General features: G+C 59.0%; 18 protein-coding genes, 2 tRNA genes and 1 riboswitch (1 of these 21 cut by a window edge). Of the genes, 18 read left to right on the plus strand and 2 right to left on the minus strand.

Annotated elements, in window-relative coordinates:
- The first annotated feature begins 11 nt into the window (after positions 1-11).
- The 5 genes from QK293_RS03155 (at position 12) to argR (ending at position 4,407) form a co-directional block, all read left to right on the plus strand.
- Positions 12-701 (plus strand): ABC transporter permease, encoded by a 690-nt coding sequence (locus QK293_RS03155; protein ID WP_282375564.1) that lies wholly within the window; start codon positions 12-14, stop codon positions 699-701.
- Positions 698-1,396 (plus strand): ABC transporter permease, encoded by a 699-nt coding sequence (locus QK293_RS03160; protein WP_282375566.1) that lies wholly within the window; start codon positions 698-700, stop codon positions 1,394-1,396. Before QK293_RS03155 ends, QK293_RS03160 begins: the two co-directional genes overlap by 4 nt.
- Before the next feature lies 1 nt (position 1,397).
- Entirely contained in the window at positions 1,398-2,522 is a 1,125-nt protein-coding gene (locus tag QK293_RS03165) for a M14 family metallopeptidase (protein WP_282375570.1), read from the plus strand.
- 27 nt (positions 2,523-2,549) lie between these two features.
- Positions 2,550-3,314: an ATP-binding cassette domain-containing protein gene (locus tag QK293_RS03170; RefSeq protein ID WP_282375573.1), complete on the plus strand. Its 765-nt coding sequence runs from the start codon at positions 2,550-2,552 to the stop codon at positions 3,312-3,314.
- 112 nt (positions 3,315-3,426) lie between these two features.
- Positions 3,427-4,407, plus strand: coding sequence for a transcriptional regulator ArgR (gene argR, locus QK293_RS03175; RefSeq protein ID WP_282375575.1), 981 nt, complete (start codon positions 3,427-3,429; stop codon positions 4,405-4,407).
- A gap of 17 nt (positions 4,408-4,424) precedes the next feature.
- On the opposite strand, the gene QK293_RS03180 is transcribed toward argR, so the two are convergent.
- Positions 4,425-9,140, minus strand: a complete 4,716-nt coding sequence (locus QK293_RS03180) for a DUF6543 domain-containing protein (protein ID WP_282375577.1) — start codon at positions 9,138-9,140, stop codon at positions 4,425-4,427.
- Between the two features lie 285 nt (positions 9,141-9,425).
- Here QK293_RS03180 and QK293_RS03185 point away from each other — a divergent pair, with 285 nt between their 5' ends.
- The 7 genes from QK293_RS03185 to astE all read left to right on the plus strand — a co-directional run bounded on the left by QK293_RS03185 (position 9,426) and on the right by astE (position 17,330).
- Positions 9,426-10,646, plus strand: coding sequence for an aspartate aminotransferase family protein (locus QK293_RS03185; RefSeq protein WP_282375579.1), 1,221 nt, complete (start codon positions 9,426-9,428; stop codon positions 10,644-10,646).
- A 200-nt stretch (positions 10,647-10,846) separates the two neighbouring features.
- Entirely contained in the window at positions 10,847-11,866 is a 1,020-nt protein-coding gene (gene aruF, locus QK293_RS03190) for an arginine/ornithine succinyltransferase subunit alpha (RefSeq protein WP_282375582.1), read from the plus strand.
- Between the two features lie 94 nt (positions 11,867-11,960).
- A complete protein-coding gene (gene astA / locus QK293_RS03195; protein ID WP_282375584.1) occupies positions 11,961-12,986 on the plus strand; it encodes an arginine N-succinyltransferase in 1,026 nt (341 codons plus the stop codon).
- Positions 12,983-14,452 (plus strand): succinylglutamate-semialdehyde dehydrogenase, encoded by a 1,470-nt coding sequence (gene astD / locus QK293_RS03200; RefSeq protein WP_282375763.1) that lies wholly within the window; start codon positions 12,983-12,985, stop codon positions 14,450-14,452. The genes astA and astD overlap by 4 nt, the downstream gene beginning before the upstream one ends.
- Positions 14,453-14,655: 203 nt before the next feature.
- Positions 14,656-16,002, plus strand: coding sequence for an N-succinylarginine dihydrolase (gene astB / locus QK293_RS03205; RefSeq protein ID WP_282375585.1), 1,347 nt, complete (start codon positions 14,656-14,658; stop codon positions 16,000-16,002).
- A 17-nt stretch (positions 16,003-16,019) separates the two neighbouring features.
- The gene (locus QK293_RS03210; protein ID WP_033056735.1) at positions 16,020-16,307 is read left to right on the plus strand and encodes a hypothetical protein; all 288 of its coding nucleotides are present in this window, start codon (positions 16,020-16,022) and stop codon (positions 16,305-16,307) included.
- Positions 16,308-16,319: 12 nt separating this feature from the next.
- Entirely contained in the window at positions 16,320-17,330 is a 1,011-nt protein-coding gene (gene astE / locus QK293_RS03215) for a succinylglutamate desuccinylase (RefSeq protein WP_282375589.1), read from the plus strand.
- A gap of 68 nt (positions 17,331-17,398) precedes the next feature.
- Here astE and QK293_RS03220 read toward each other — a convergent pair whose 3' ends face one another.
- A complete protein-coding gene (locus QK293_RS03220) occupies positions 17,399-17,908 on the minus strand; it encodes a 6,7-dimethyl-8-ribityllumazine synthase (protein ID WP_007943897.1) in 510 nt (169 codons plus the stop codon).
- 102 nt (positions 17,909-18,010) lie between these two features.
- Positions 18,011-18,181: riboswitch (FMN riboswitch) on the minus strand.
- 195 nt (positions 18,182-18,376) lie between these two features.
- Here QK293_RS03220 and ltaE point away from each other — a divergent pair.
- The 6 genes from ltaE to QK293_RS03250 all read left to right on the plus strand — a co-directional run.
- The gene (gene ltaE / locus QK293_RS03225; RefSeq protein ID WP_282375593.1) at positions 18,377-19,381 is read left to right on the plus strand and encodes a low-specificity L-threonine aldolase; all 1,005 of its coding nucleotides are present in this window, start codon (positions 18,377-18,379) and stop codon (positions 19,379-19,381) included.
- 146 nt (positions 19,382-19,527) lie between these two features.
- Complete coding sequence (gene alaS, locus QK293_RS03230; RefSeq protein WP_282375595.1) at positions 19,528-22,146, plus strand: alanine--tRNA ligase; 2,619 nt, start codon at positions 19,528-19,530, stop codon at positions 22,144-22,146.
- 91 nt (positions 22,147-22,237) lie between these two features.
- Positions 22,238-23,479, plus strand: a complete 1,242-nt coding sequence (locus QK293_RS03235) for an aspartate kinase (protein ID WP_129437628.1) — start codon at positions 22,238-22,240, stop codon at positions 23,477-23,479.
- Positions 23,480-23,665: 186 nt separating this feature from the next.
- Positions 23,666-23,854: a carbon storage regulator CsrA gene (gene csrA / locus QK293_RS03240; protein ID WP_002554426.1), complete on the plus strand. Its 189-nt coding sequence runs from the start codon at positions 23,666-23,668 to the stop codon at positions 23,852-23,854.
- Positions 23,855-23,916: 62 nt separating this feature from the next.
- Positions 23,917-24,007, plus strand: a tRNA-Ser gene (locus QK293_RS03245).
- 107 nt (positions 24,008-24,114) lie between these two features.
- A tRNA-Arg gene (locus QK293_RS03250) sits at positions 24,115-24,136 on the plus strand (it continues 155 nt past the right edge of the window).

The raw sequence follows: 24,136 nt of genomic DNA on the forward strand, positions 1-24,136 counted from the left end.
GGACCTGAATCATGTTGAAAGGCTACGGGGCTGTCATCCTCGATGGCGCATGGCTGACGCTTCAGCTCGCCTTGTCGTCCATGGTCTTGGCCGTTGTTCTGGGTCTGATCGGCGTTGCGCTGCGTCTGTCCCCGATTCGCTGGCTGGCCTGGCTGGGCGACCTGTATTCCACGGTGATCCGCGGGATTCCCGACCTGGTGCTGATTCTGTTGATTTTCTACGGTGGTCAGGACCTGCTCAACCGCGTCGCACCGATGCTCGGTTTTGACGACTACATCGACCTGAACCCGTTGGCCGCCGGTATCGGCACCCTGGGCTTCATCTTCGGTGCGTACCTGTCGGAAACCTTCCGCGGCGCCTTCATGGCGATTCCGAAGGGGCAGGCCGAAGCCGGCATGGCGTATGGCATGAGCAGTTTTCAGGTGTTCTTCCGGGTGTTGGTCCCGCAGATGATTCGCCTGGCGATTCCGGGCTTTACCAACAACTGGCTGGTACTGACCAAGGCCACCGCGCTGATTTCGGTGGTGGGTCTGCAAGACATGATGTTCAAGGCCAAGCAGGCGGCAGATGCTACCCGCGAGCCTTTCACCTTCTTCCTCGCAGTGGCGGCGATGTACCTGGTGATCACCAGTGTCTCGTTGCTGGCATTGCGTCACCTTGAGAAGCGCTACTCGGTAGGCGTAAGGGCGGCTGATCTATGATCTTCGACTACAACGTCATTTGGGAGGCCTTGCCGCTGTACTTCGGCGGTTTGGTGACCACCCTAAAATTGCTTGCGCTGTCGCTGTTTTTCGGTCTGCTGGCGGCCTTGCCGTTGGGGCTGATGCGCGTCTCCAAGAATGCAGTCGTCAACATGACGGCTTGGCTCTTCACCTACGTGATCCGCGGCACGCCGATGCTGGTGCAGCTGTTTTTGATCTACTACGGTCTGGCGCAGTTCGAAGCTGTACGTGAAAGCTTCCTCTGGCCGTGGCTGTCCAGCGCCACGTTCTGTGCGTCCCTGGCCTTCGCGATCAACACCAGCGCCTACACGGCCGAAATCATCGCCGGCAGCCTGCGGGCCACGCCGAACGGTGAGATCGAAGCCGCCAAGGCGATGGGCATGTCACGCTACAAAATGTACAAGCGGATCCTGCTGCCGTCGGCCCTGCGCCGGGCGCTGCCGCAGTACAGTAACGAAGTGATCATGATGCTGCAGACCACCAGTCTGGCGTCGATCGTGACCCTGATCGACATCACCGGTGCCGCGCGTACGGTCAATGCTCAGTTCTACTTGCCGTTCGAGGCGTACATCACCGCGGGTGTGTTCTACCTGTGCCTGACCTTCATTCTGGTGAAGCTGTTCAAACTGGCCGAGCGCCGCTGGCTGGGCTATCTGGCCCCGCGGAAGCACTGATATGGAACGCATCGATCATTCATTGCCGTGGAGCCACCTGGGTAGCGAACGCCAGATTTCGGTGTTCTGTTTCGGTAATAGGGAGCGCAGTGGCGGGCGCAAGGCTTACATCCAGGCCAGCCTGCACGCCGATGAGTTGCCGGGCATGCGCACGGCCTGGGAGCTGAAAAAGCGCCTGACTGAACTCGAAGCCCAAGGCTTGCTGAACGGTGTGATCGAACTGGTGCCGGTGGCCAATCCACTGGGCCTCGGCCAACTGCTTCAGGGCAATCATCAAGGGCGTTTCGAAGCGGGCAGCGGCAAGAACTTCAACCGGGATTTCGTCGAGCTGAGCGCGCCAGTGGCCACCGAGCTGGAAGGGCGCCTGGGTGATGATCCGCACGCCAATATTCAGCTGATCCGTCAGACGATGACCGATGTGCTCGCCGCATTGCCGCCCGCCGCCAGCCAGTTGCAAGGCATGCAGCGCATTTTGCTCAGTCATGCCTGCACCGCTGATGTGGTGCTGGATCTGCATTGCGACGCCGAAGCGGCGCTGCACATGTATGCCTTGCCGCAACACTGGCCGCAATGGCGTTCGCTCGCCGCGCACCTGAATGTGAAAGTAGGTCTGCTGGCGGAAGATTCCGGCGGCAGTTCATTCGACGAAGCTTGTTCGCTGCCGTGGTTGCGTCTGTCGCGTCTGTTCCCAGAGGCGAAGATTCCACTGGCCTGCCTGGCGACTACCATTGAGCTGGGTGGTCAGGCCGACACGGGGCGCGCGGAAGCCTGTGCTTACGCCGAAGGCATTCTGGCGTTCCTCGCCGAGCAAGGCCTGATCAGCGGCGAATGGCCAAAACCTGCGCAAGACGCTTGCGAGGGCATGCCGTTCGAAGGCACCGAATTGTTGTTCGCGCCACACCCTGGCGTGATCAGTTATTTGCGTAAACCCGGTGAATGGATTGAAGCCGGCGACGAGATTTTCGAAGTGATCGATCCGTTATCGGATCGGGTCAGCACGGTGTGTGCTGGTACGTCCGGGGTGCTGTTTGCCATTGAACGGCTGCGTTATGCCCAACCCGGTTTCTGGCTGGCCAAGGTGGCGGGGCGCGAAGCGCTGCGTCACGGGCGCCTGCTCAACGACTGACTGACTGTTTTTGTGAGAACCGACCGCATGTACAAACTTGAAGTCCAAGACCTGCATAAGCGCTATGGCAGTCACGAAGTGCTCAAGGGCGTGTCCCTGAAAGCGGCGGCTGGCGATGTGATCAGCATCATCGGCTCCAGTGGCTCCGGCAAAAGTACCTTCCTGCGCTGCATCAACCTGCTGGAGCAGCCGCACGCGGGCAAGATTCTGCTCAACAACGAAGAGCTGAAACTGGTCGCCAACAAGGACGGCGCACTGAAGGCAGCCGACCCGAAACAGCTGCAACGCATGCGTTCGCGCCTGTCGATGGTGTTCCAGCATTTCAATCTGTGGTCGCACATGACCGCGCTGGAAAACATTATGGAAGCGCCGGTCCACGTGCTCGGCATGTCCAAGGCCGAAGCCCGCGAGAAGGCCGAACACTACCTGAACAAGGTCGGCGTGGCGCATCGTAAAGATGCTTACCCGGGCCACATGTCTGGCGGTGAACAACAGCGTGTCGCAATTGCCCGTGCACTGGCGATGGAACCTGAGGTGATGCTGTTCGACGAACCGACGTCGGCACTCGACCCGGAACTGGTCGGCGACGTGCTGAAAGTCATGCAGGCCCTGGCGCTGGAAGGCCGGACCATGGTGGTGGTGACGCACGAAATGGGCTTCGCCCGTGAAGTGTCGAACCAGCTGGTGTTCCTGCACAAAGGTGTCGTCGAAGAAAACGGCAACCCGCGTGAGGTGCTGGTCAATCCACAGTCCGAACGCTTGCAACAATTCCTCTCGGGCAGCCTGAAGTAATCGCTCCCGTTACGCACCCAATTAGGTCATGCTGCGCCCGCGTGCCAGATGGTCTAATTTGGTTGCAGCCGCTTTCGGCTTCTAACACTGTTTTCGTTTCGGATTGCTCGCCATGACTGCCCATCGAATTGGTTTCCTGATTTGGCCCAGCACTAAAGCACTGACGCTTGCGCTGGCTGAGGAGGCCTTGCGTGTTGCCCAGCGTGTGCATCCGGACGTAGTCTACGAGCTGTCGTTTTTGCAGGCCGAACCGCCGACCGAAGGCGCCTGGCAATTGCCGGGTGAACCGTGGGCCGGCAAGCTCGAAAACTTCCAGAAACTATTCCTGCTCGCCGATGAGCCGCAAACCTCACTCGCGCCGGCACTCAGCAGTGCGCTGAAACAACTGGTGCGTGCTGGCTGTGTGATAGGCGGTTTGTCTGCCGGTGTTTACCCGTTGGCTCAACTGGGTTTGCTCGACGGTTACCGCGCAGCGGTGCATTGGCGCTGGCAGGACGATTTCACCGAACGTTTCCCTAAAGTCATCGCCACCAGTCATCTGTTCGACTGGGATCGCGATCGCCTGACCGCGTGCGGCGGCCTGTCGGTTCTGGATCTGTTGTTGGCCGTGCTGGCCCGCGACCACGGCGCCGAGCTCGCCGGTGCCGTGTCCGAAGAACTGGTGGTCGAGCGCATCCGCGAAGGCGGCGAACGCCAACGCATTCCGCTGCAGAACCGTCTCGGTTCCAGCCATCCGAAGCTCACCCAAGCGGTGTTGCTCATGGAAGCCAACATCGAAGAACCGCTGACCACCGACGAAATCGCCCAGCATGTGTGCGTGTCCCGTCGGCAGTTGGAGCGGATTTTCAAGCAATACCTCAACCGCGTGCCGAGCCAGTATTACCTGGAATTGCGCCTGAACAAGGCCCGACAGATGTTGATGCAAACCAGCAAGTCGATCATCCAGATCGGCCTGTCGTGTGGCTTCTCTTCGGGGCCGCACTTCTCCAGCGCCTACCGCAACTTCTTCGGCGCCACGCCGCGGGAAGATCGCAACCAGCGGCGCAGCAGCAGCCCGTTCGAATTGTCGTCGGTGCCGTCCGAGCGTGGGTGATTCCTTACAAACGCGCCTTACTCGTCGACTTCGGACCCTTGCGAAGACGATATCTGCATCTCGCCGCGATTTATCACGTCTTCCACGCCGAAGTCCACGCCCGTATTCTGGTAGTAGTCGATCAGTCGTAGCAGGGCTTGCTCGGTAAACGGATTGCCTCGAAGGCTAATGTTCTCCGCCACGTCCACCGGTAATTCCATGATGTCGCTCGGGACGTCGGTGATTGAGTTGGTGCTCAGGTCTGCCCAATCCAGTTCAGTCATCTGCAGCAGGGCGTTGGGTATTTCGCTGATGCCAGTGTCATGCAACAGAACTGTCGCGAGGTCCGGCATTTGGCTCAGATCGGGTGATCGTCCCAGTGGGTTGAAACTCAAATCGAGGTAGTCGAGATGTTCCATTCCCGCCAATGCGTTTGCCGACTCCGCTGACAAGCTGATGCGGCAATTGAAAAGTGACAGTGAGCGCAAGCGGCCCATCGTGAACACGGCGTCAGGAATGTTGCCCAGGTCACACTCGCGCAGCCGCAGACTTTTCAGATTGGGGAACGACTTCAGGAATTGTCCAATGCGCGTCACGCCGTCGGAACTTTCCAGTTCCAGCGCCGACACATGCTTGAAGTCAGCATTGAGGGTGGGAAGTTCCCCGTTGATCCGCGGGCTGATGATCAGTTCGAAGGTTGGCTCAAGTGCGTCATCGAAATCATCCTGGTCCGTCTCAATACGCCAGCATCGCTCCAGTAACTGTTTGAATTCGTCACGGTTGGTGTGCTCGATAAGCCGTTGCTGTTCACTGAACGGTTCACCGGTTTGTGGGTGCAGAGGCGGCAAGTCGGCTGTCCATGCAGCCAGATCGATGCTCAGCTGTGCGAGCTCCGCTTCCAGCCTTGTCAGCTCTATTCGGCCGTCTGCCAATGTGCCCGGCAGCTCGTACACATAGTCGCTCGCCTCTTCGACTTCCAGGTTTGGAAAAAGCGCCCTGGCTCGCGCTATATCCGCCTCGGGTGCGAAAACGCCCAGATCGAAGGAGGTCTCGAAGTACTGCTGCTTGATCAGTTCCCTTGCCTGATCGCTGAGCGGATTCTGCGAAAGGTGCACGCCGCGTTTCTCATACACTGGGCTGTCGAAGAATCCGGGAGGCAACTCACTGATGTTGTTGTTCATCAACATGAGGGTGTTGAGCCTGGCATGTTGCAAGGTACTGGCAGGTATTTCCGTCAGCCCGGTATCGCTCAGATCCAGATGAACGAGGTCAGGCATTGTTTCGATGCTGGGTACACCTTCAACCGGATTCCGGTAGAGATCCAGCATGGCCATTTTTTTCATTGAAGACAGTTTTGACCCGGCGATGGTATCGAAATTGATTCCGCAATCGCTGAGGATCAATGTTTCCAGATTCACCATTTGCCCGATGGCATCGGGAAGCGTACCCAGGATGAAACGGCGTAATTCCAATCGGCGAAGACCGGTGAAGTGCTGCAAAAAGCCAGGCACCCCATGCACGGCATGACTGCCGTCAAGGACAAGGGACGACACGTGGCTGAAATCGGCCGTCAGGTTCGGCAGGTCGCCCGGGATCGCTTCACCGAATCGCAGCACATACCGCTCGGTGCCATCCGGCGCATCGAGGTCGCGCTCGGACTGCCGTCGCCAGCTGCGCTGGATTTCCTGGGCCAGCAACCGCCGATTGTGGCGCACTGCCTGTTGTTCCAGATCGCTCAGTGGGAGCCCGGTTTCACGGTGGGCGGTGGGGGCGTCCCTTGTCCATCGCTCAAGATCCCCATGCAGTACATGGAGTTCACTGGCCAGCCGTGACAGCTCCATGCGAGCGCCGTCGGGGTGACGCTGTAGATTGGAGACGACGGAGCGCAGCTGTTCCTGAGTCAGGCTGGGATAAACTTCGCGAACCCTGTCATCAAGCGTTGGTGTAGATCGGTTGCTGCGACCGTAACCCTGCGTGCCACCGGGCAGGCGCATGGTCGTCGGGTCATAGAAGGGTTTTCGACGCGGGTTTTTTGCGAACAGCGTGCGCAACTGCGGTCTATTCACCGCGTGTTCGGCAATGCGTTGCTTGAGCACTTGGCTGTCTTCGGCGCCAAGACCCAGCGCAGCGCGCTCGGCCTCCGGCAACGCCTGCAGGAGGGCGTGATAAAAATCGCCGGGTTGCTCATTGTTTTCATGGACCTGATAGGTGCCGTCGTCTGCCCGAACCAATGTTCTGAGGATTGGCGTGTCGGGCTGGCCAATGCTGTCGCGCAGTGTCCCGTCATAAGAAAAATCCCTGACTTCGATGCGCAGACCAGCGGGCCAGCCAGGCAACGATTCAAGGCTATGCAACGCCAGTCGATGAGTGTCCGTCGTGTCCATGTCTTCCAGGTAAAACCCTTCATAGGCTCTGGCCACACGCACCGCCTCCATGGCTTTGACTGCCACATCCTTGAGGCGTTGAGGGACTCGACCGTTGTGTAGCTGCTTTAGCTCGATGCCGGATGCGTTGCTCACCAGTTCTTGTGCAATATCTGTCGGTAGCCCCTGAATTTCGCCAAGCAGTAGCTGGACCTGACGGTCATCGGTTTTTTCAAGTTCACGGTAGCGAGATTCGAACAGCGACAGTCGATGATTCAGTGCCTGATAGCGTTCGGGATGGTCACTATCGGCCTGTTCAATCAACGCCTGAATATCACGATCGACTTTGAAGCGCTTGATCGTGTCGGTCAGCAGTGAAGGTGGGCGATGGTTCTCGACGTGAGTCTCGCGCACTACATTGTCGTGGAAGCCACTGATGCGCAGGACTTGTTCGCGTTCGGCACTGCTGAACGACTCGACGCAGTGGCCGAGGCGGCGCATCACGGTTTCCCGGTCCCACGTCAAGGGTTGGTCCAGCGCTGTCTGCCAGGCGCCATGATCGTTGTGACGCAGGGGTGGCTGATAAGCATCGGCTCGGTGCGGATGCTGGATTTGAAATCGGCCAGTCTCACTAACCGGTTTTACGGCATAGAGCTTATCTTCGAGGCGCAGCAGCGCTTTGCCCTCATGCTGATACAGGCCTAGCTGATCGGGTTTGGCTTCGGTTGGCAACGTAACTGATTGCTCATAAGGCGCGAGATCCGGCTTCCAGTACCGGGTTCGGCCTCCGGCAGTTTCGACGGGTTTGAGCGGCGAAATCAGCGCTACTGCTTTGCGAGACAACAGGCGGTTGAACGCACCGGCAGCCATGGCGCCGCCCACCGCGAATGTTCCGAGCTGAGTCACCGTCTCAATGATGCTCATCAAATGCCCGAAAGCTTCGGTTTTCAGGCTTTCTGCCCAGTCGACAATGCCTTCGAAGGTGTCGTCCAGTACCTGATAGGCCATGTAGGCCAGCATCAACTCACCCATCGGCGGAACAAATGGCAGGGCAATGAACGATGCCACTTCAAGAATTGCAGTGGCGATTTTGCTGAAGGCGTCCCACCACGCCCATCGAGCGTTTCGATCGGCGCGGGCGGTGGAGACGGCGAGGGTGCGGGCATCATTGAGGATCTTGTTCAGTTGCTGGTGATAAAGGTGAGTCCATAGGTTGGTTTTGATCGGGCTCACCGAAAAATCCAGTTTGGGCTTGTCGACCGGTGTGCCCAGCCAGCTGGGCAGGGGATCGCCGTGCTCGCGCTGATGCCAGGTAACGGTGCTGAGACGGCGGTCGAGATCGGCGAAAAAGTAAGCTCTTTCCTGATGACCGACGAATCGGCTGAAGAACGCCTGGTAGGCGGGGGAGCGCAGCTTGCGGGTCAGCTCCGTCAAGAATGCCTGTGCGTCAGGGTACTGTTTGAGCGGATGCTGCGGGTCGTCGGGGATATAGACGATGATCCGCCTTGCCTGCCGTGAGCACTCAAGTCTGGGCGAAAAAATGACGATGCCAGTCAACAATGAAGACATCATCGTCAGGTAATGACACTCCATTGGCTGGCCATCCAGCCGCGTACCCGCGCAGTCTTGTGCGATGCCGAGAATCGAACGGTAAGCGTCGATCGGCAGGTCCTTTCGAATGTGTGCCAGGTGCAGGGCCGTTTGCAGGGCAGCTTTTTGCGTCTTGATGACCTTCGATTTCACTACCGCGCCGGCCACGGGATTGGTCACCCCCAGATTATCGTTGAGGTACGCCTCGTACTGACCACCGATATCCAGTTCCCGGCATAACCGAGTGAAGCTCTGAATAGAAAGTTGGCGTTTAATCGCCGGTAACGTATTGAAGTGACCGGTGGGCGAGGGCGCGGTGATAAACGTCGAAGCGGACTCGTAAGCGCCCAGCTCGGTTTCTGAAGGCTGAAAATTGTGCAGGGCTGCATCGAGCAGCGATACCGTCCAGGTGCGCGCGGCGCCGGATTTGATCGGGAGCCACGGGACGTTCCGAGGAGCGTACAGGCGCAGGAAAGTGGTCTTGACGTCCAAGTCGAGGCCGAAGCGGGTTTTCAATGCGTCGCTCAGAAGCGGTTCGGCGAAGTCCCGGGCGTTTTTCAGTTTGTTCAGCATCGCCTCCAGGCGATTGTGCAGGGTCAAGTGTTCCCCGCTGGCCAATTTCAGCGATTGATGTTGCTGACGGGTTGCAGTGGCATGCCAGTCAGGAAATTCCAGCGAGGCGTTCTTTAGCGCGCTGAGCGTCACAGGCGATGCTTTCAATACCCAGTCGGGCAGATTTTTGAACGCGTGGTGATAGTGCGCGTCCGGATGAGCGGCAAGCTCAAATTCGTGCTGATTCATCGCTAGTCCTTTAGCGTTTGGATGGAACCCAAGGAAAACAGACGAAGAAAGGCTGTGTGCGGTACATATTTACCGCACTGGTCTACAAGCCTGCCTATAACCTGTGCCGCCGGTTTAAACTGCGCCTTTGCGACGCTATTTGTCGCATTGCCGTAAACCCGGGCGAAACCTGTGTTTGCGCTATAAGAAGTTGTCGCTTGGCGGCAAGGCCGGGCTGAAAACTGTCCTTACAATCCTCACCAAGCTCGCCAGTTTCAGGCGAGTGTTCCTCATCAGGAGACTCCGATGTCCGTTGAGCACGCTGCGGTACAACGCGCCGATTTCGACCAGGTAATGGTTCCCAACTACGCGCCTGCCGCTTTCATCCCTGTGCGTGGTGCCGGTTCCCGCGTCTGGGACCAGTCTGGCCGCGAGCTGATCGACTTCGCCGGCGGGATTGCCGTTAACGTATTGGGCCATGCGCACCCGGCGCTGGTCAGTGCCTTGACCGAGCAGGCGAACAAGCTGTGGCACGTGTCCAACGTCTTCACCAATGAGCCAGCCTTGCGCCTGGCGCATAAGCTGATCGACGCTACGTTTGCCGAGCGCGCGTTCTTCTGCAACTCCGGAGCCGAAGCCAACGAGGCCGCCTTCAAGCTGGCCCGTCGCGTCGGCTTCGATCGTTTCGGCAGCGAGAAGTACGAAATCATCGCCGCGCTCAATAGCTTCCACGGTCGTACCCTGTTCACCGTGAACGTCGGTGGTCAGTCGAAGTATTCCGATGGCTTCGGTCCGAAGATCACCGGTATCACCCACGTGCCGTACAACGATCTGGCCGCGCTGAAAGCCGCTATTTCTGACAAGACTTGCGCTGTGGTCCTGGAACCGATCCAGGGCGAGAGTGGTGTCATCCCGGCTGAGCTCGAGTATCTGCAAGGTGCCCGCGAACTCTGCACCGAGCACAACGCGCTGCTGATCTTCGACGAAGTGCAAACCGGCATGGGCCGCAGCGGCAAGCTGTTCGCCTACCAGCATTACGGCGTGACGCCGGACATCCTGACCAGCGCCAAGAGTCTGGGCGGTGGTTTCCCGATCGCGGCAATGCTGACCACCGAAGACCTGGCCAAACACCTGGTCGTCGGCACCCACGGCACCACGTATGGCGGTAACCCGCTGGCGTGCGCTGTCGCTGAAGCCGTGATTGACGTGGTTAATACCCCTGAAGTGCTGGCCGGCGTCAACGCCAAGCACGACAAGTTCAAGGCTCGCCTGGAACAGATCGGTGAGAAGTACGGCCTGTTCACCCAGGTCCGTGGCATGGGCCTGTTGATTGGTTGCGTGCTGAACGATGCCTGGAAAGGCAAGGCCAAGGACATCTTCAACGCCGCTGAAAAAGAAGGCCTGATGATTCTGCAAGCCGGCCCCGACGTGGTTCGTTTCGCGCCAAGCCTGGTGGTTGAAGACGCTGATGTCGATGCCGGTCTGGACCGTTTTGAACGCGCTGCGGCCAAACTGACTCAAGCCTGATAGACCGTCGACGCCTGACATTTCAGGCGTCGAACCCATTTTTATGCCGGACCCGCTCTCTGTAGGAGCGAAGCTTGCTCGCGAAGGGGTCGTGTCAGCCACCGTCATCAACGGCTGACACACCGCCTTCGCGAGCAAGCTTCGCTCCTACAAGGGTTCGGCTTATTTCCCTCAAAAGAGTTTTGAAAAGGAGTGACACCATGCTGGTGATGCGCCCCGCGCAAATGGCTGATCTGGGCGAGGTACAGCGTCTGGCTGCGGACAGCCCGATTGGTGTCACTTCCTTGCCGGATGACGTTGAACGCCTGAGCGACAAGATCGCAGCAAGCGAAGCCTCGTTCGCCGCCGAGGTCAGCTTCAACGGTGAAGAGAGCTATTTCTTCGTCCTCGAAGACACCGCCACCGGCAAACTGGTGGGCTGTTCGGCTATCGTTGCGTCGGCCGGTTATTCCGAGCCGTTCTACAGTTTTCGTAATGAAACCTTTGTGCACGCCTCTCGCGAGCTGAAGATTCATAACAAGATTCACGTGCTCTCCCAGTGCCACGACCTGACCGGCAACAGCTTGCTGACCAGTTTTTACGTGCAGCCTGAGCTGGTGGGTTCGGCCTGGTCGGAACTCAACTCCCGTGGTCGCTTGTTGTTCGTGGCCAGCCATCCGGAACGCTTTGCCGATTCGGTGGTGACCGAGATCGTCGGTTACAGCGATGAAAATGGCGACTCGCCGTTCTGGGATGCTATCGGCCGCAACTTCTTCGACCTCAACTATGCCGCTGCCGAGCGTCTGTGCGGCCTGAAGAGCCGGACGTTCCTGGCCGAGCTGATGCCGCATTACCCGATCTATGTGCCGCTGCTGCCGGACACCGCTCAAGAGGCGATGGGACAGGTGCACCCACGGGCGCAGATCACCTTCGACATCCTGATGCGCGAAGGCTTCGAGACCGATCATTACATCGATATTTTCGACGGCGGCCCGACCTTGCACGCCCGCGTCTCGGGGATCCGTTCGATCGCCCAGAGCCGTGTGGTCCCGGTGAAAATCGGCGAGCCGGTCAAAGGCGCCGGTCGTCAGTACCTGGTGGCCAACGCCCAGTTGCAGGATTACCGCGCCGTTTTGCTCGAGCTCGATTACGCGCCGGGCAAACCCGTGACCCTGGATCTTGAAGCGGCCGAAGCCCTGGGTGTCGGTGAAGGTGCCAGCGTGCGCCTGGTGGCGGTTTAACGCCTGCTGCCATGCCTGGAAAGAATGCCTGGAAAGAATCCTGGAAAGCAGCGAGTTTCACGGGTGGCGCAAGCGGCCCGTTTGAGGAGATAGCATGATCGTTCGTCCCGTACGCAGCAGCGATTTACCCGCTCTGATCGACCTGGCCCGCAGCACCGGCACCGGCCTGACCACGTTGCCGGCCAATGAAGAACGTCTGGCCCATCGGGTCGGCTGGGCCGAGAAGACCTTCCGCGGCGAAGCCGGGCGCGGTGATGCGGATTACCTGTTCGTGCTCGAAGACGACGACAGCCGTGTGGTGGGTATTTCCGCCATCGCCGGTGCCGTCGGTCTGCGTGAGCCTTGGTACAACTTCCGGGTTGGCCTGACCGTCAGCGCTTCCCAGGAACTGAACATCTACCGCGAAATCCCGACGCTGTTCCTGGCCAACGACCTGACCGGTAACTCCGAGCTGTGCTCGCTGTTCCTGCACGCCGACTACCGCACTGGCCTCAACGGCCGAATGCTGGCCAAGGCGCGGATGCTGTTCATCGCCGAGTTCCCGCAGCTGTTTGGCAACAAGATCATCGCCGAGATGCGCGGCATGTCTGACGAAGCGGGGCGTTCGCCGTTCTGGGAAAGCCTGGGCCGACACTTCTTCAAGATGGAATTCAGCCAGGCCGATTACCTGACCGGTGTGGGCAACAAGGCGTTCATCGCCGAATTGATGCCGAAATTTCCGTTGTACACCTGCTTCCTGTCGCCGGATGCGCGCAACGTGATCGGCCAGGTTCATCCGGACACCGAGCCGGCCCTGGCCATGCTCAAAAGCGAAGGCTTCAGCTATCAGGGCTACGTCGACATCTTCGACGCCGGTCCTGCGGTGGAGTGCGAAACCGGCAAGATCCGCGCAGTTCGCGACAGCCAGGCGCTGGTGCTGGCCATCGGCACGCCGGGTGACGACGCCACACCGTTCCTCATTCATAACCGCAAGCGCGATGACTGCCGGATCACTGCTGCGCCTGCACGTTTCGCCGCCGGCACGCTGGTGGTCGATCCGCTGACCGCCAAACGTCTTCAACTCAACGCCGGCGATCAAGTGCGCGCCGTTCCGTTGTCCGCTGCCAGGGAGTCGAAATAATGAATTCGCTATACATCGCAGGTGAATGGCTGGCCGGCCAGGGTGAAGCCTTTCAGTCGCTGAACCCGGTCACTCAGCAAGTACTGTGGACCGGCGAGGGCGCTACCACCGCTCAGGTTGAATCGGCCGTGCAAGCCGCACGCCAGGCATTCCCGGGCTGGGCCCGACGTACCCTGGAAGAACGCATCACCGTGCTGGAAGCCTTTGCCGCCGCGCTGAAGAACAACGCTGACGAATTGGCTCGCACCATCGGTGAGGAGACCGGCAAACCCTTGTGGGAAGCGGCGACCGAAGTCACCAGCATGGTCAACAAGATAGCGATCTCGGTGCAGAGCTACCGCGAACGTACCGGCGAGAAGAGCGGCCCACTGGGCGACGCCACCGCCGTGCTGCGCCACAAGCCACACGGTGTGGTCGCGGTGTTCGGGCCTTACAACTTCCCTGGCCATTTGCCAAACGGTCACATCGTGCCGGCGCTGCTGGCCGGTAACAGTGTGCTGTTCAAGCCAAGCGAGCTGACGCCGAAAGTCGCCGAGCTGACCGTCAAGTGCTGGATCGAAGCCGGCCTGCCAGCAGGCGTATTGAACCTGCTGCAAGGTGCGCGCGAAACCGGTATCGCCCTGGCGGCGAACCCGGGCATCGACGGTTTGTTCTTCACCGGTTCCAGCCGCACCGGCAATCATCTGCACCAGCAGTTTGCCGGTCGTCCGGACAAGATCCTCGCGCTGGAAATGGGCGGTAACAACCCGCTGGTCGTTGATCAGGTCGCAGACCTCGATGCCGCCGTTTACACCATCATCCAGTCGGCGTTCATTTCTGCCGGTCAGCGTTGCACGTGTGCCCGCCGTTTGCTGGTGCCGCAGGGCGCCTGGGGCGACACACTGCTGGCGCGTCTGGTGGCGGTCAGTTCGACGATTGAAGTTGGCGCGTTTGATCAGCAACCGGCACCGTTCATGGGCTCGGTGATTTCCCTTGGTGCTGCGAAAGCCCTGATGGATGCGCAAGAGCATCTGCTGGGCAACGGCGCCGTGGCGCTGCTGGAAATGACTCAACCACACGCTCAAGCCGCCTTGCTGACCCCAGGCATTCTGGACGTGACGGCCGTGGCTGATCGTCCTGATGAAGAGCTGTTCGGCCCGCTGCTGCAAGTGATCCGCTACGCTGATTTTGAAGCGGCGATCGCTGAAGCCAACGACACCGACTATGGCCTGGCGGCCGGTCTGCTATCGGATTCCGAAGCACGTTATCAGCAGTTCTGGCTGGAAAGCCGTGCTGGCATCGTCAACTGGAACAAGCAGCTGACCGGTGCGGCAAGCAGCGCGCCATTCGGCGGTGTCGGCGCCTCGGGCAACCACCGAGCCAGCGCCTACTACGCGGCAGATTACTGCGCATACCCGGTGGCTTCGCTGGAAACGCCGAGCCTGACCTTGCCTGCCGCGCTAACCCCGGGCGTGAAGCTTTCGTAGGGATTATGTAGCAGCTGCCGAAGGCTGCGTTCGGCTGCGTAGCAGTCGTAAATCGGTATACCGGTGTTTCTGAATCAGAATCGTGGATACCACAATCGCGACTGCTTCGCAGCCGAACGCAGCCTGCGGCAGCTGCTACACAGTTCGCATTCCAGTCATTTTTACTGATGCCTATAACAACAGATTCTCGTGGAGCCTCGCTGATGAAATCCTATGAAGTCAATTTTGACGGTCTAGTGGGGCCGACCCATAACTACGGCGGCCTGTCCTACGGCAATGTCGCGTCCCAGAGCAACAGCCAGCAGTCTTCGAACCCGAAGGAAGCCGCGCTGCAAGGCCTGGCGAAAATGAAATCGCTGATGGAAATGGGCTTTCAGCAGGGCGTGCTGGCACCACAGGAGCGCCCGGACGTGGCAGCCTTGCGTCGCTTGGGTTTCAGCGGCACCGACGCTCAGGTGATCGAGCAAGCTGCCAAAGAAGCCATGCCGCTGCTGGTTGCCAGTTGCTCCGCATCGAGCATGTGGGTGGCCAACGCCGCCACCGTCAGCCCGAGCGCCGACACCGCGGATGGCCGGGTGCATTTCACTGCGGCCAACCTGAACTGCAAATATCACCGCAGCATCGAACACCCGACCACCAGTCGCGTGCTGGGGGCTATGTTCGCTGACCAGAAGCACTTCGCACACCACGCCGCATTGCCCGCCGTGGCGCAGTTCGGGGACGAAGGTGCAGCCAACCACACCCGTTTCTGCCGTGAGTACGGCGAAGCTGGCGTCGAGTTCTTCGTGTTCGGTCGCAGCGCGTTCGACACCCGTTACCCGGCACCGCAGAAATACCCGGCCCGCCAGACCCTCGAAGCCTCCCAGGCGGTTGTCCGCCTGCACGGCTTGAGCGATGACGGCGTGGTCTACGCCCAGCAGAACCCTTCGGTGATCGATCAGGGCGTGTTCCACAACGATGTGATCGCGGTGGGTAATGGCGAGGTGCTGTTCTATCACGAGGATGCGTTCCTCGACACCGAGCAGATGCTCGCTGAATTGCAAAGCAAACTCGCCAAAGTCGGTGGGAAATTTCAGTCGATCTGCGTACCTCGTTCCGCGGTAACTGTCGAAGACGCCGTTCGTTCCTACCTGTTCAATAGCCAACTGCTGTCGCGTCCTGACGGCTCGATGCTGTTGATCGTGCCGGAAGAATGCCGTGGCAACGCGCGCGTCTGGCAGTACCTGCAAGGTTTGACCAGCTCCGGCGGGCTGATTGGCGAAGTGAAAGTGTTCGATTTGAAGCAGAGCATGCAGAACGGCGGTGGCCCGGCTTGCCTGCGACTGCGCGTCGCGCTCAACGAAACCGAACTGGCGGCCGTCAACTCAGGGGTTATCATGACGGCACCGTTGTACGGCACGCTGACCGAATGGGTCGACAAGCACTACCGCGACCGCATGACCGAAAACGATCTCGCGGACCCGCAGTTGCTGCTTGAGTGCCGGACGGCACTGGATGAACTGACGCAAATCCTTAAACTGGGCGCGGTTTATCCATTCCAGATCAATTGAAAGTCGAGAGCGTAAACATGAGCGATACCCTGCAGCTGATCCTTGAAGACACCGACGGCACGCAACTGGAAACTTCCTGCACCCGCGTCGCGGTCATGTGGCAAGGCAAAGAGCTGTGGATTCAGCAGGATGGCCGCGGCCAACTGCTGATCGGCGTGGACGTTGAAGAAGGTGACGCTGAGTACGCAAACCTGCTGCTGCGCCCATTGGCGACTAATCTGGTAAGTCTGCAACTGGAAATGGAACCGGCTGAAGTCGGTGACGAAGACCACGTGCACGGCCCGGATTGCGCACACGACCACTAAGGAAACCGCTCTATGCTCGCCCTCGGCAAACTGCTTGAACTGACCCTCGCCGGCCGCGAACCGGCGGAGAAGACTCAACTGACTGTCGAAGGCGTGCGCATGCGCTGGTTGAGCGAAGGTGCGCTGGAAGTCCGGCCACCGCAAGCGAGCGACCAAGGCCTGGACCTGCTGCTATCGGCCGGCATCCACGGCAACGAAACAGCGCCGATCGAATTGCTTGATCGCCTGTTGCATGACATCGCCCGCGGCGACTTGAAACCGCGCACACGTATTCTGTTCCTGTTCGGCAACCCGGAAGCGATTCGCAAAGGCGAGCGTTTCATCGAGCAGGACGTCAACCGGTTGTTCAACGGCCGTCACGAACAAAGCAGCGGCTCCGAAGCCCTGCGCGCTTGTGAACTGGAGCGGCTGGCGGCGAGCTTCTTCAGCTTGCCGGACCGTAATCGTCTGCACTACGACCTGCACACGGCCATTCGCGGTTCGAAAATCGAGCAGTTCGCACTGTATCCCTGGAAAGAAGGCCGTCAGCATTCACGCCTGGAACTGGCGCGACTGCGTGCAGCCGGCATGGAAGCGGTGCTGCTGCAGAACAAGCCGTCCATCGTTTTCAGTTCCTACACCTACGACAAGCTCGGTGCCGAGTCCTTTACCCTGGAGCTGGGCAAGGCGCGGCCATTCGGGCAGAACGACGGGGTCAACGTCGATCTGCTGGAAACCCGCCTCAAACAGATTATCGAAGGCAGCGAGCCGGCCCAGACCGAAGAGGCGCTGGACGGGTTGCAGCTGTTTAGTGTGGCGCGAGAAATCATCAAACACAGCGATAGCTTCCGTCTGAACCTGCCAGCGGACATCGAGAACTTTTCGGAGTTGGAAGTGGGCTATTTGCTGGCCGAAGACATCGCCCAAACCCGGTGGATCATAGAGGAGGAGGGTGCCCGGATCATCTTCCCGAACCCCAAGGTCAAAAACGGCCTGCGCGCCGGGATCCTGATTGTGCCGACCACCGACGAAAACCTGGCCTGACAGACACCGCAGCCTCAACATAAAACCCATGTGGGAGCGAGCAAGCTCGCTCCCACAGGTTTTGCTGTTTAGACGGCTACCGCACGCGGTTCGCTACGACGCAATGCACGCATCTTGTGCAGCGTATCCGCGCACGTCTTCGCTGCTTCCTGGCCTTTGTGCACGAAATGCTCGAAGAAGAACTTCTGATGTTCTTCGCCGGCATGGAAGTGGTGCGGGGTCAGGACTACCGAGAATACCGGCACTTCGGTTTCCAGCTGAACCTGCATCAGGCCGCTGATCACCGACTGGGCGACGAATTCGTGGCGGTAGATCCCGCCGTCGACCACCAGACCCGCCGCGACGATGCCGGCATAACGACCGGACTTGGCCAGCAGCTTGGCGTGCAGCGGAATTTCAAAGGCGCCGCCGACTTCGAAGAAGTCGATCTCCGACTCCTGATAACCCTGAGCAATCATTTCGGCCACAAAGCCCTTACGGCTCTGATCGACGATTTCTTTGTGCCAGCAGGCCTGGATGAACGCAACGCGCTCGCCCTGATGGTTTTTACTTTTGCTATCGATTGCGGTGGGTTGCATGTTCTGACTCCTGTTTATGTAAAAAACAGGGCATATGAATCGAATGGGATTTAAGGGTACGCACGCTCGCACGAATGCCTGCGGACGGCCCTTTGGCGCCAATCCCGTTCTCTCTTCATCCGGACTATGACCGTCGGCCCCGGGATCACACCGGGTCTGCTGACCTTGCCGCCATCACAGCCATTGCCGTGCCTGTCGCCAAGCGCTCGCGGGCTATGCGCATTGCGCGCAATTACCGCCGGTGGGGAGTTGCACCCCGCCCTGAGAACGTTTTGCCGCCAGATTGTTTGGCGGCGAAGCGTTTTTAACACATATTTCTCACTTGTGCATCGCTGCTATTTGATGATTGCTAGCGATTTTTTCGTCGGTTCGGGAAGCCATTTCCTACTCAAGGGTTGATTATTCGTCGGCATGACCGCAGTAATTCGTTACTGAAAGGGATTTCCCCTGCAAACCGAGGCCAGATTCATGAGCGTTATCGATCTTCGCAGCGACACCGTCACCCAACCGACCGCAGGGATGCTTGACGCGATGGCCGCAGCCGCCACCGGTGATGACGTTTACGGTGAAGATCCGACGGTCAATCGTCTCGAAGCCGAACTTGCAGATCAGTTGGGTTTTGCGGCGGCGCTGTTTGTTCCGACGGGCACCATGAGCAATCTGCTGGGCTTGATGGCCCATTGCGAACGCGGTGACGAGTACATCGTCGGCCAGCAGGCTCACACTTATAAGTATGAAGGCGGTGGTGCAGCGGTGCTCGGTTCGATCCAGCCGCAGCCACTGGAAGTGCAGGCGGATGGTTCGCTGGACCTGGCGCACGTCGCGGCCGCGATCAAACCGGATGACTTCCACTTCGCCCGCACCCGTCTGCTGGCACTGGAAAACACCATGCAGGGCAAAGTCCTGCCGCTGGAGTATCTGGCCCGGGCCCGCAGTTTCACCCGTGAGCACGGGCTGGCGTTGCACCTTGACGGCGCGCGGCTGTACAACGCGGCGGTCAAGCTGGGTGTCGATGCTCGAGAGATCACCCAGTATTTCGATTCGGTCTCGGTCTGTCTGTCCAAGGGCCTGGGCGCGCCGATCGGTTCGGTGCTGTGCGGTTCGGCCGAGTTGATCGGCAAGGCACGGCGTTTGCGCAAGATGGTCGGCGGCGGTATGCGCCAGGCCGGAATTCTGGCGGCAGCCGGCTTGTATGCTTTGGAAAACAACGTTCGGCGCCTGGCCGACGACCACGCCAATGCCCAATGGCTGGCCGAAGGCCTGCGAGCCGCGGGTTACGAGGTCGAGCCGGTGCAGACCAACATGGTTTACGTGCAGATGGGCGACAAGGCCGAGGCCATCAAGACCTTTGCCGCCGAGCGGGGCATCAAGCTCAGCGCTGCCGGTCGCCTGCGAATGGTCACGCACATGGACATCAGTCGTGCGCAAATCGGGCAGGTCGTCACTACATTTGTCGACTTTTCTCGCAACTGACCGTGTTAGCGGTCCAATTGACTGTTTGTAACGTACAAACACACTGTACCTAGTCACTAACGCCGATATAATGCGGCCCTTTGCCGTCGCCTCGTCTGTTGACGTTTCGCACAGGCTTTTGGCCGCAGCCTCCGTGGAAGAACCTAATGAAAAGCGCAGAAATCCGTGAAGCCTTCCTTCGCTTCTTCGAAGAGCAAGGCCACACCCGTGTAGCCTCCAGCTCTTTGATTCCGGGCAACGACCCAACCCTGCTGTTCACTAACGCGGGGATGAACCAGTTCAAGGACTGCTTCCTGGGCCAGGAAAAGCGCGCGTACACCCGTGCAACAAGCAGCCAGAAATGCGTGCGCGCCGGTGGCAAGAACAGTGACTTGGAAAACGTCGGTTATACCGCTCGTCACCACACGTTTTTCGAAATGCTGGGTAACTTCAGCTTCGGCGATTATTTCAAGCACGACGCGATCACCTACGCCTGGACCTTCCTGACCGGTGTCCTGAAACTGCCCAAGGAAAAACTCTGGGTAACGGTCTATGCCTCGGATGACGAGGCCTATGACATCTGGACCAAAGAAATCGGTGTGCCGGTCGAGCGCATGATTCGCATCGGCGACAACAAGGGCGCGCCGTACGCGTCCGACAACTTCTGGACCATGGGCGATACCGGCCCGTGCGGCCCTTGCACCGAGATTTTCTACGATCACGGCGACCACATCTGGGGCGGCCCACCGGGTTCGCCGGAAGAAGATGGCGACCGTTACATCGAGATCTGGAACAACGTATTCATGCAGTTCAACCGTACCGCCGACGGCGTATTGCATCCGCTGCCAGCGCCGTCGGTAGACACCGGCATGGGTCTGGAGCGGATCAGTGCGGTGATGCAGCATGTTCACTCCAACTATGAAGTGGATCTGTTCAAGAACCTGCTGAGCGCTTCGGCCAAGGCGATTGGCTGCAGCAACGACGACCAGTCTTCGCTCAAGGTTGTCTCCGACCACATTCGTTCGTGCGGTTTCCTGATTGCCGACGGCGTATTGCCGTCCAACGAAGGCCGCGGCTATGTACTGCGCCGGATCATTCGTCGTGCGTGCCGTCACGGTAACAAGCTGGGCGCGACCGGTAGCTTCTTCTACAAGATCGTCGCGGCGCTGGTTGCCGAGATGGGCGAAGCGTTCCCGGAACTCAAGCAGCAACAGGCCAGTATCGAGCGCGTGCTCAAGGCCGAAGAAGAGCAGTTCTCCAAGACCCTGGAGCACGGCCTGAAGATTCTCGAGCAGGATCTGCTGGAACTTAAAGGCACCGTAGTGCCGGGCGACGTGGTGTTCAAACTGTATGACACCTACGGTTTCCCGATGGACTTGACCGCTGACATCGCTCGCGAACGCAACCTGACGGTCGACGAAGCCGGCTTCGAGCGCGAAATGGAAGCCCAGCGTGTGCGGGCGCGTTCGGCCAGCTCGTTCGGCCTGGACTACAACACGCTGGTCAAGGTTGACGTGGCGACCGAGTTCACCGGCTACAAGGCCACCAGCGGTTCGGCCAAAATTGTCGCTATCTATAAAGAGGGCCAGTCGGTCGACGTACTCAGTGAAGGTGAAGAGGGTGTGGTCGTTCTCAATCAGACCCCGTTCTATGCTGAGTCCGGCGGCCAGATCGGTGACTGCGGGTATCTGCAGGCCGGCAACAGCCGTTTCGACGTGCGCGATACCACCAAGACTGGCGGTGCGTTCCTGCATCACGGTGTGCTGGCGTCGGGCAGCCTGATGATTGGTGCGCCGGTGGAGACGCATGTTGATGCTGAAGTGCGTCACGCGACTTCGTTGAACCACTCGGCGACTCACTTGCTGCATGCGGCATTGCGTCAGGTGCTGGGCGAGCACGTTCAGCAGAAAGGCTCGTTGGTCGACAGTCAGCGGCTGCGCTTTGACTTCAGCCACTTCGAAGCCATCAAGCCTGAGCAGTTGAAGGCGCTGGAAGACATCGTCAACGCCGAGATTCGCAAGAACTCCGCCGTTGAAACCGAAGAAACCGATATCGAAACCGCCAAGCAGAAGGGCGCCATGGCGCTGTTCGGCGAGAAGTACGGCGACAGCGTGCGCGTACTGAGCATGGGCAGTGATTTCTCCGTCGAGCTGTGCGGTGGTATCCACGCCAGCCGTACCGGCGACATCGGTCTGCTGAAAATCATCAGCGAAGGCGGTGTGGCTTCCGGCGTGCGTCGTATCGAAGCGGTCACCGGCGCCGCGGCGCTGGCATACTTGAACGCTGCTGAAGAACAACTCAAGGAAGCGGCCAACCTGGTCAAGGGTAGCCGCGACAACCTGATCGACAAGCTGTCGGCTGTGCTGGAGCGCAACCGTCTGCTGGAAAAGCAACTCGAGCAGTTGCAGGCCAAGGCAGCCAGCGCAGCAGGCGACGATCTGTCGGCTTCCGCCCTGGACGTCAAAGGCGTGAAAGTGCTGGCCGTGCGTCTGGACGGTCAGGACGGCAAGGCGCTGCTGGCGCTGGTCGATCAACTGAAAAACAAACTCGGCCGCGCAGTGATCCTGCTCGGCAGTGTCCATGAGGAAAAGGTCGTTCTGGTTGCAGGCGTAACCAAAGACCTGACTGGCCAACTCAAAGCCGGTGATTTGATGAAGCAAGCCGCTGCAGCAGTGGGCGGGAAGGGCGGTGGTCGTCCAGACATGGCGCAGGGCGGTGGTGTAGACGCTGGCGCACTGGATGCGGCATTGGCCCTGACTGTTCCATTTGTAGAGCAGGGTTTATAAGGCAGTGTGTCCGGCCCGCAGTCTAGTGGCGGGCCTTAACGCTGTTTGAGTGATTATTTGGGCGCCCTTCATGGGCAGAGGCGGCTTTGAAATGGCTTTGATCGTACAGAAATTTGGAGGCACCTCGGTCGGCACTGTCGAGAGAATCGAGCAGGTCGCCGACAAGGTTAAGAAATTCCGCGAGGCCGGCGATGACCTGGTGGTTGTGCTGTCTGCAATGAGCGGCGAAACCAACCGTCTGATCGATCTGGCCAAGCAAATCAGTGGCGACGGCCAACCGGTTCCTCGTGAGCTGGATGTGATCGTCTCCACCGGTGAGCAGGTAACGATTGCGCTGTTGGCCATGGCGCTGATCAAGCGCGGCGTGCCAGCGGTGTCTTACACAGGCAGTCAGGTGCGGATTCTGACGGACAGCGCTCATAACAAAGCGCGTATCTTGCAGATTGATGAACAGAAGATTCGGGGTGACCTGAAGGCCGGTCGTGTGGTTGTTGTCGCCGGCTTCCAGGGCGTCGACGAACACGGCAACATTACTACCCTCGGTCGTGGCGGTTCCGACACCACGGGTGTGGCACTGGCGGCAGCCTTGAAGGCTGACGAATGCCAGATATACACCGATGTCGACGGCGTCTACACCACCGACCCGCGTGTGGTGTCCGTGGCTCAGCGCCTGGACAAGATTACCTTCGAAGAGATGCTGGAAATGGCCAGCCTCGGTTCCAAGGTGTTGCAGATCCGTGCGGTGGAATTCGCCGGTAAGTACAACGTTCCGCTGCGCGTACTGCACAGCTTCAAGGAGGGTCCGGGCACCCTCATTACTATTGATGAAGAGGAAACCATGGAACAGCCGATCATTTCCGGCATCGCTTTCAACCGCGATGAAGCCAAGCTGACCATCCGTGGCGTGCCAGACACCCCGGGCGTTGCATTCAAGATTCTCGGCCCGATCAGTGCCGCGAACATCGAAGTGGATATGATCGTGCAGAATGTTGCGCACGATAACACCACCGACTTCACCTTCACCGTGCACCGCAATGACTTCCAGGCAGCGCAAACCGTGCTGGAAAACACCGCTCGCGAGATCGGTGCCCGTGAAGTCGTTGGCGATATCAAGATTGCCAAGGTGTCGATCGTCGGTGTGGGCATGCGCTCCCACGCAGGCGTGGCCAGCCGCATGTTCGAATCCCTGGCCAAGGAGAGCATCAACATCCAGATGATCTCGACTTCGGAGATCAAAGTCTCTGTAGTGATCGAAGAGAAGTACCTGGAACTGGCTGTGCGCGCTCTGCACACGGCTTTCGAACTGGACGCGCCGGCCCGTCAGGGCGAGTGATGCGTTTGCCGAAGGGCGCGGTCTGACCGCGCCCTTTGTTTTTTTGAATGGTGCGACCCGAAGCTGTTCTTTTGCTCGCGCTAGTCAATACTCAGGCATGTAGGGCTGCGATCGCTCCGGTTGTAGGTCGAGTGCCTTTTTTTTGCAGACTGTTGTCCCTGAAATGAAATGCGTGAGGAGAAAGGTATGCTGATTCTGACTCGTCGGTGCGCAGAAAGCCTGATTATAGGTGATGGCGAAATCACCGTGACCGTGCTCGGCGTCAAAGGAAATCAAGTGCGTATCGGTGTCAACGCCCCGAAAGAGGTTGCTGTCCACCGGGAAGAAATTTACCTGCGTATAAAGAAAGAGAAGGACGAGGAACCAAGCCATTAATTTTTATCGTTTTTTATGTTTGCAAACGGGGAAGAAGCTGGTTAATATACGCCCCGTGTTGCGGAGAGCTGGCCGAGTGGCCGAAGGCGCTCCCCTGCTAAGGGAGTACACCTCAAAAGGGTGTCGGGGGTTCGAATCCCCCGTTCTCCGCCATTATTTGCGTAGTACGTTGTAATCTAGCTTCTTCGGTAAGTGTTTGAAATTACTAGAAAAAGTGCTTTACATAGAGATTAAACGGCCTATAATGCGCGGCAACAAATGCACTCGTAGCTCAGCTGGATA

Source organism: Pseudomonas sp. AL03 (assembly GCF_029960815.1).
Classification (GTDB): Bacteria; Pseudomonadota; Gammaproteobacteria; order Pseudomonadales; family Pseudomonadaceae; genus Aquipseudomonas.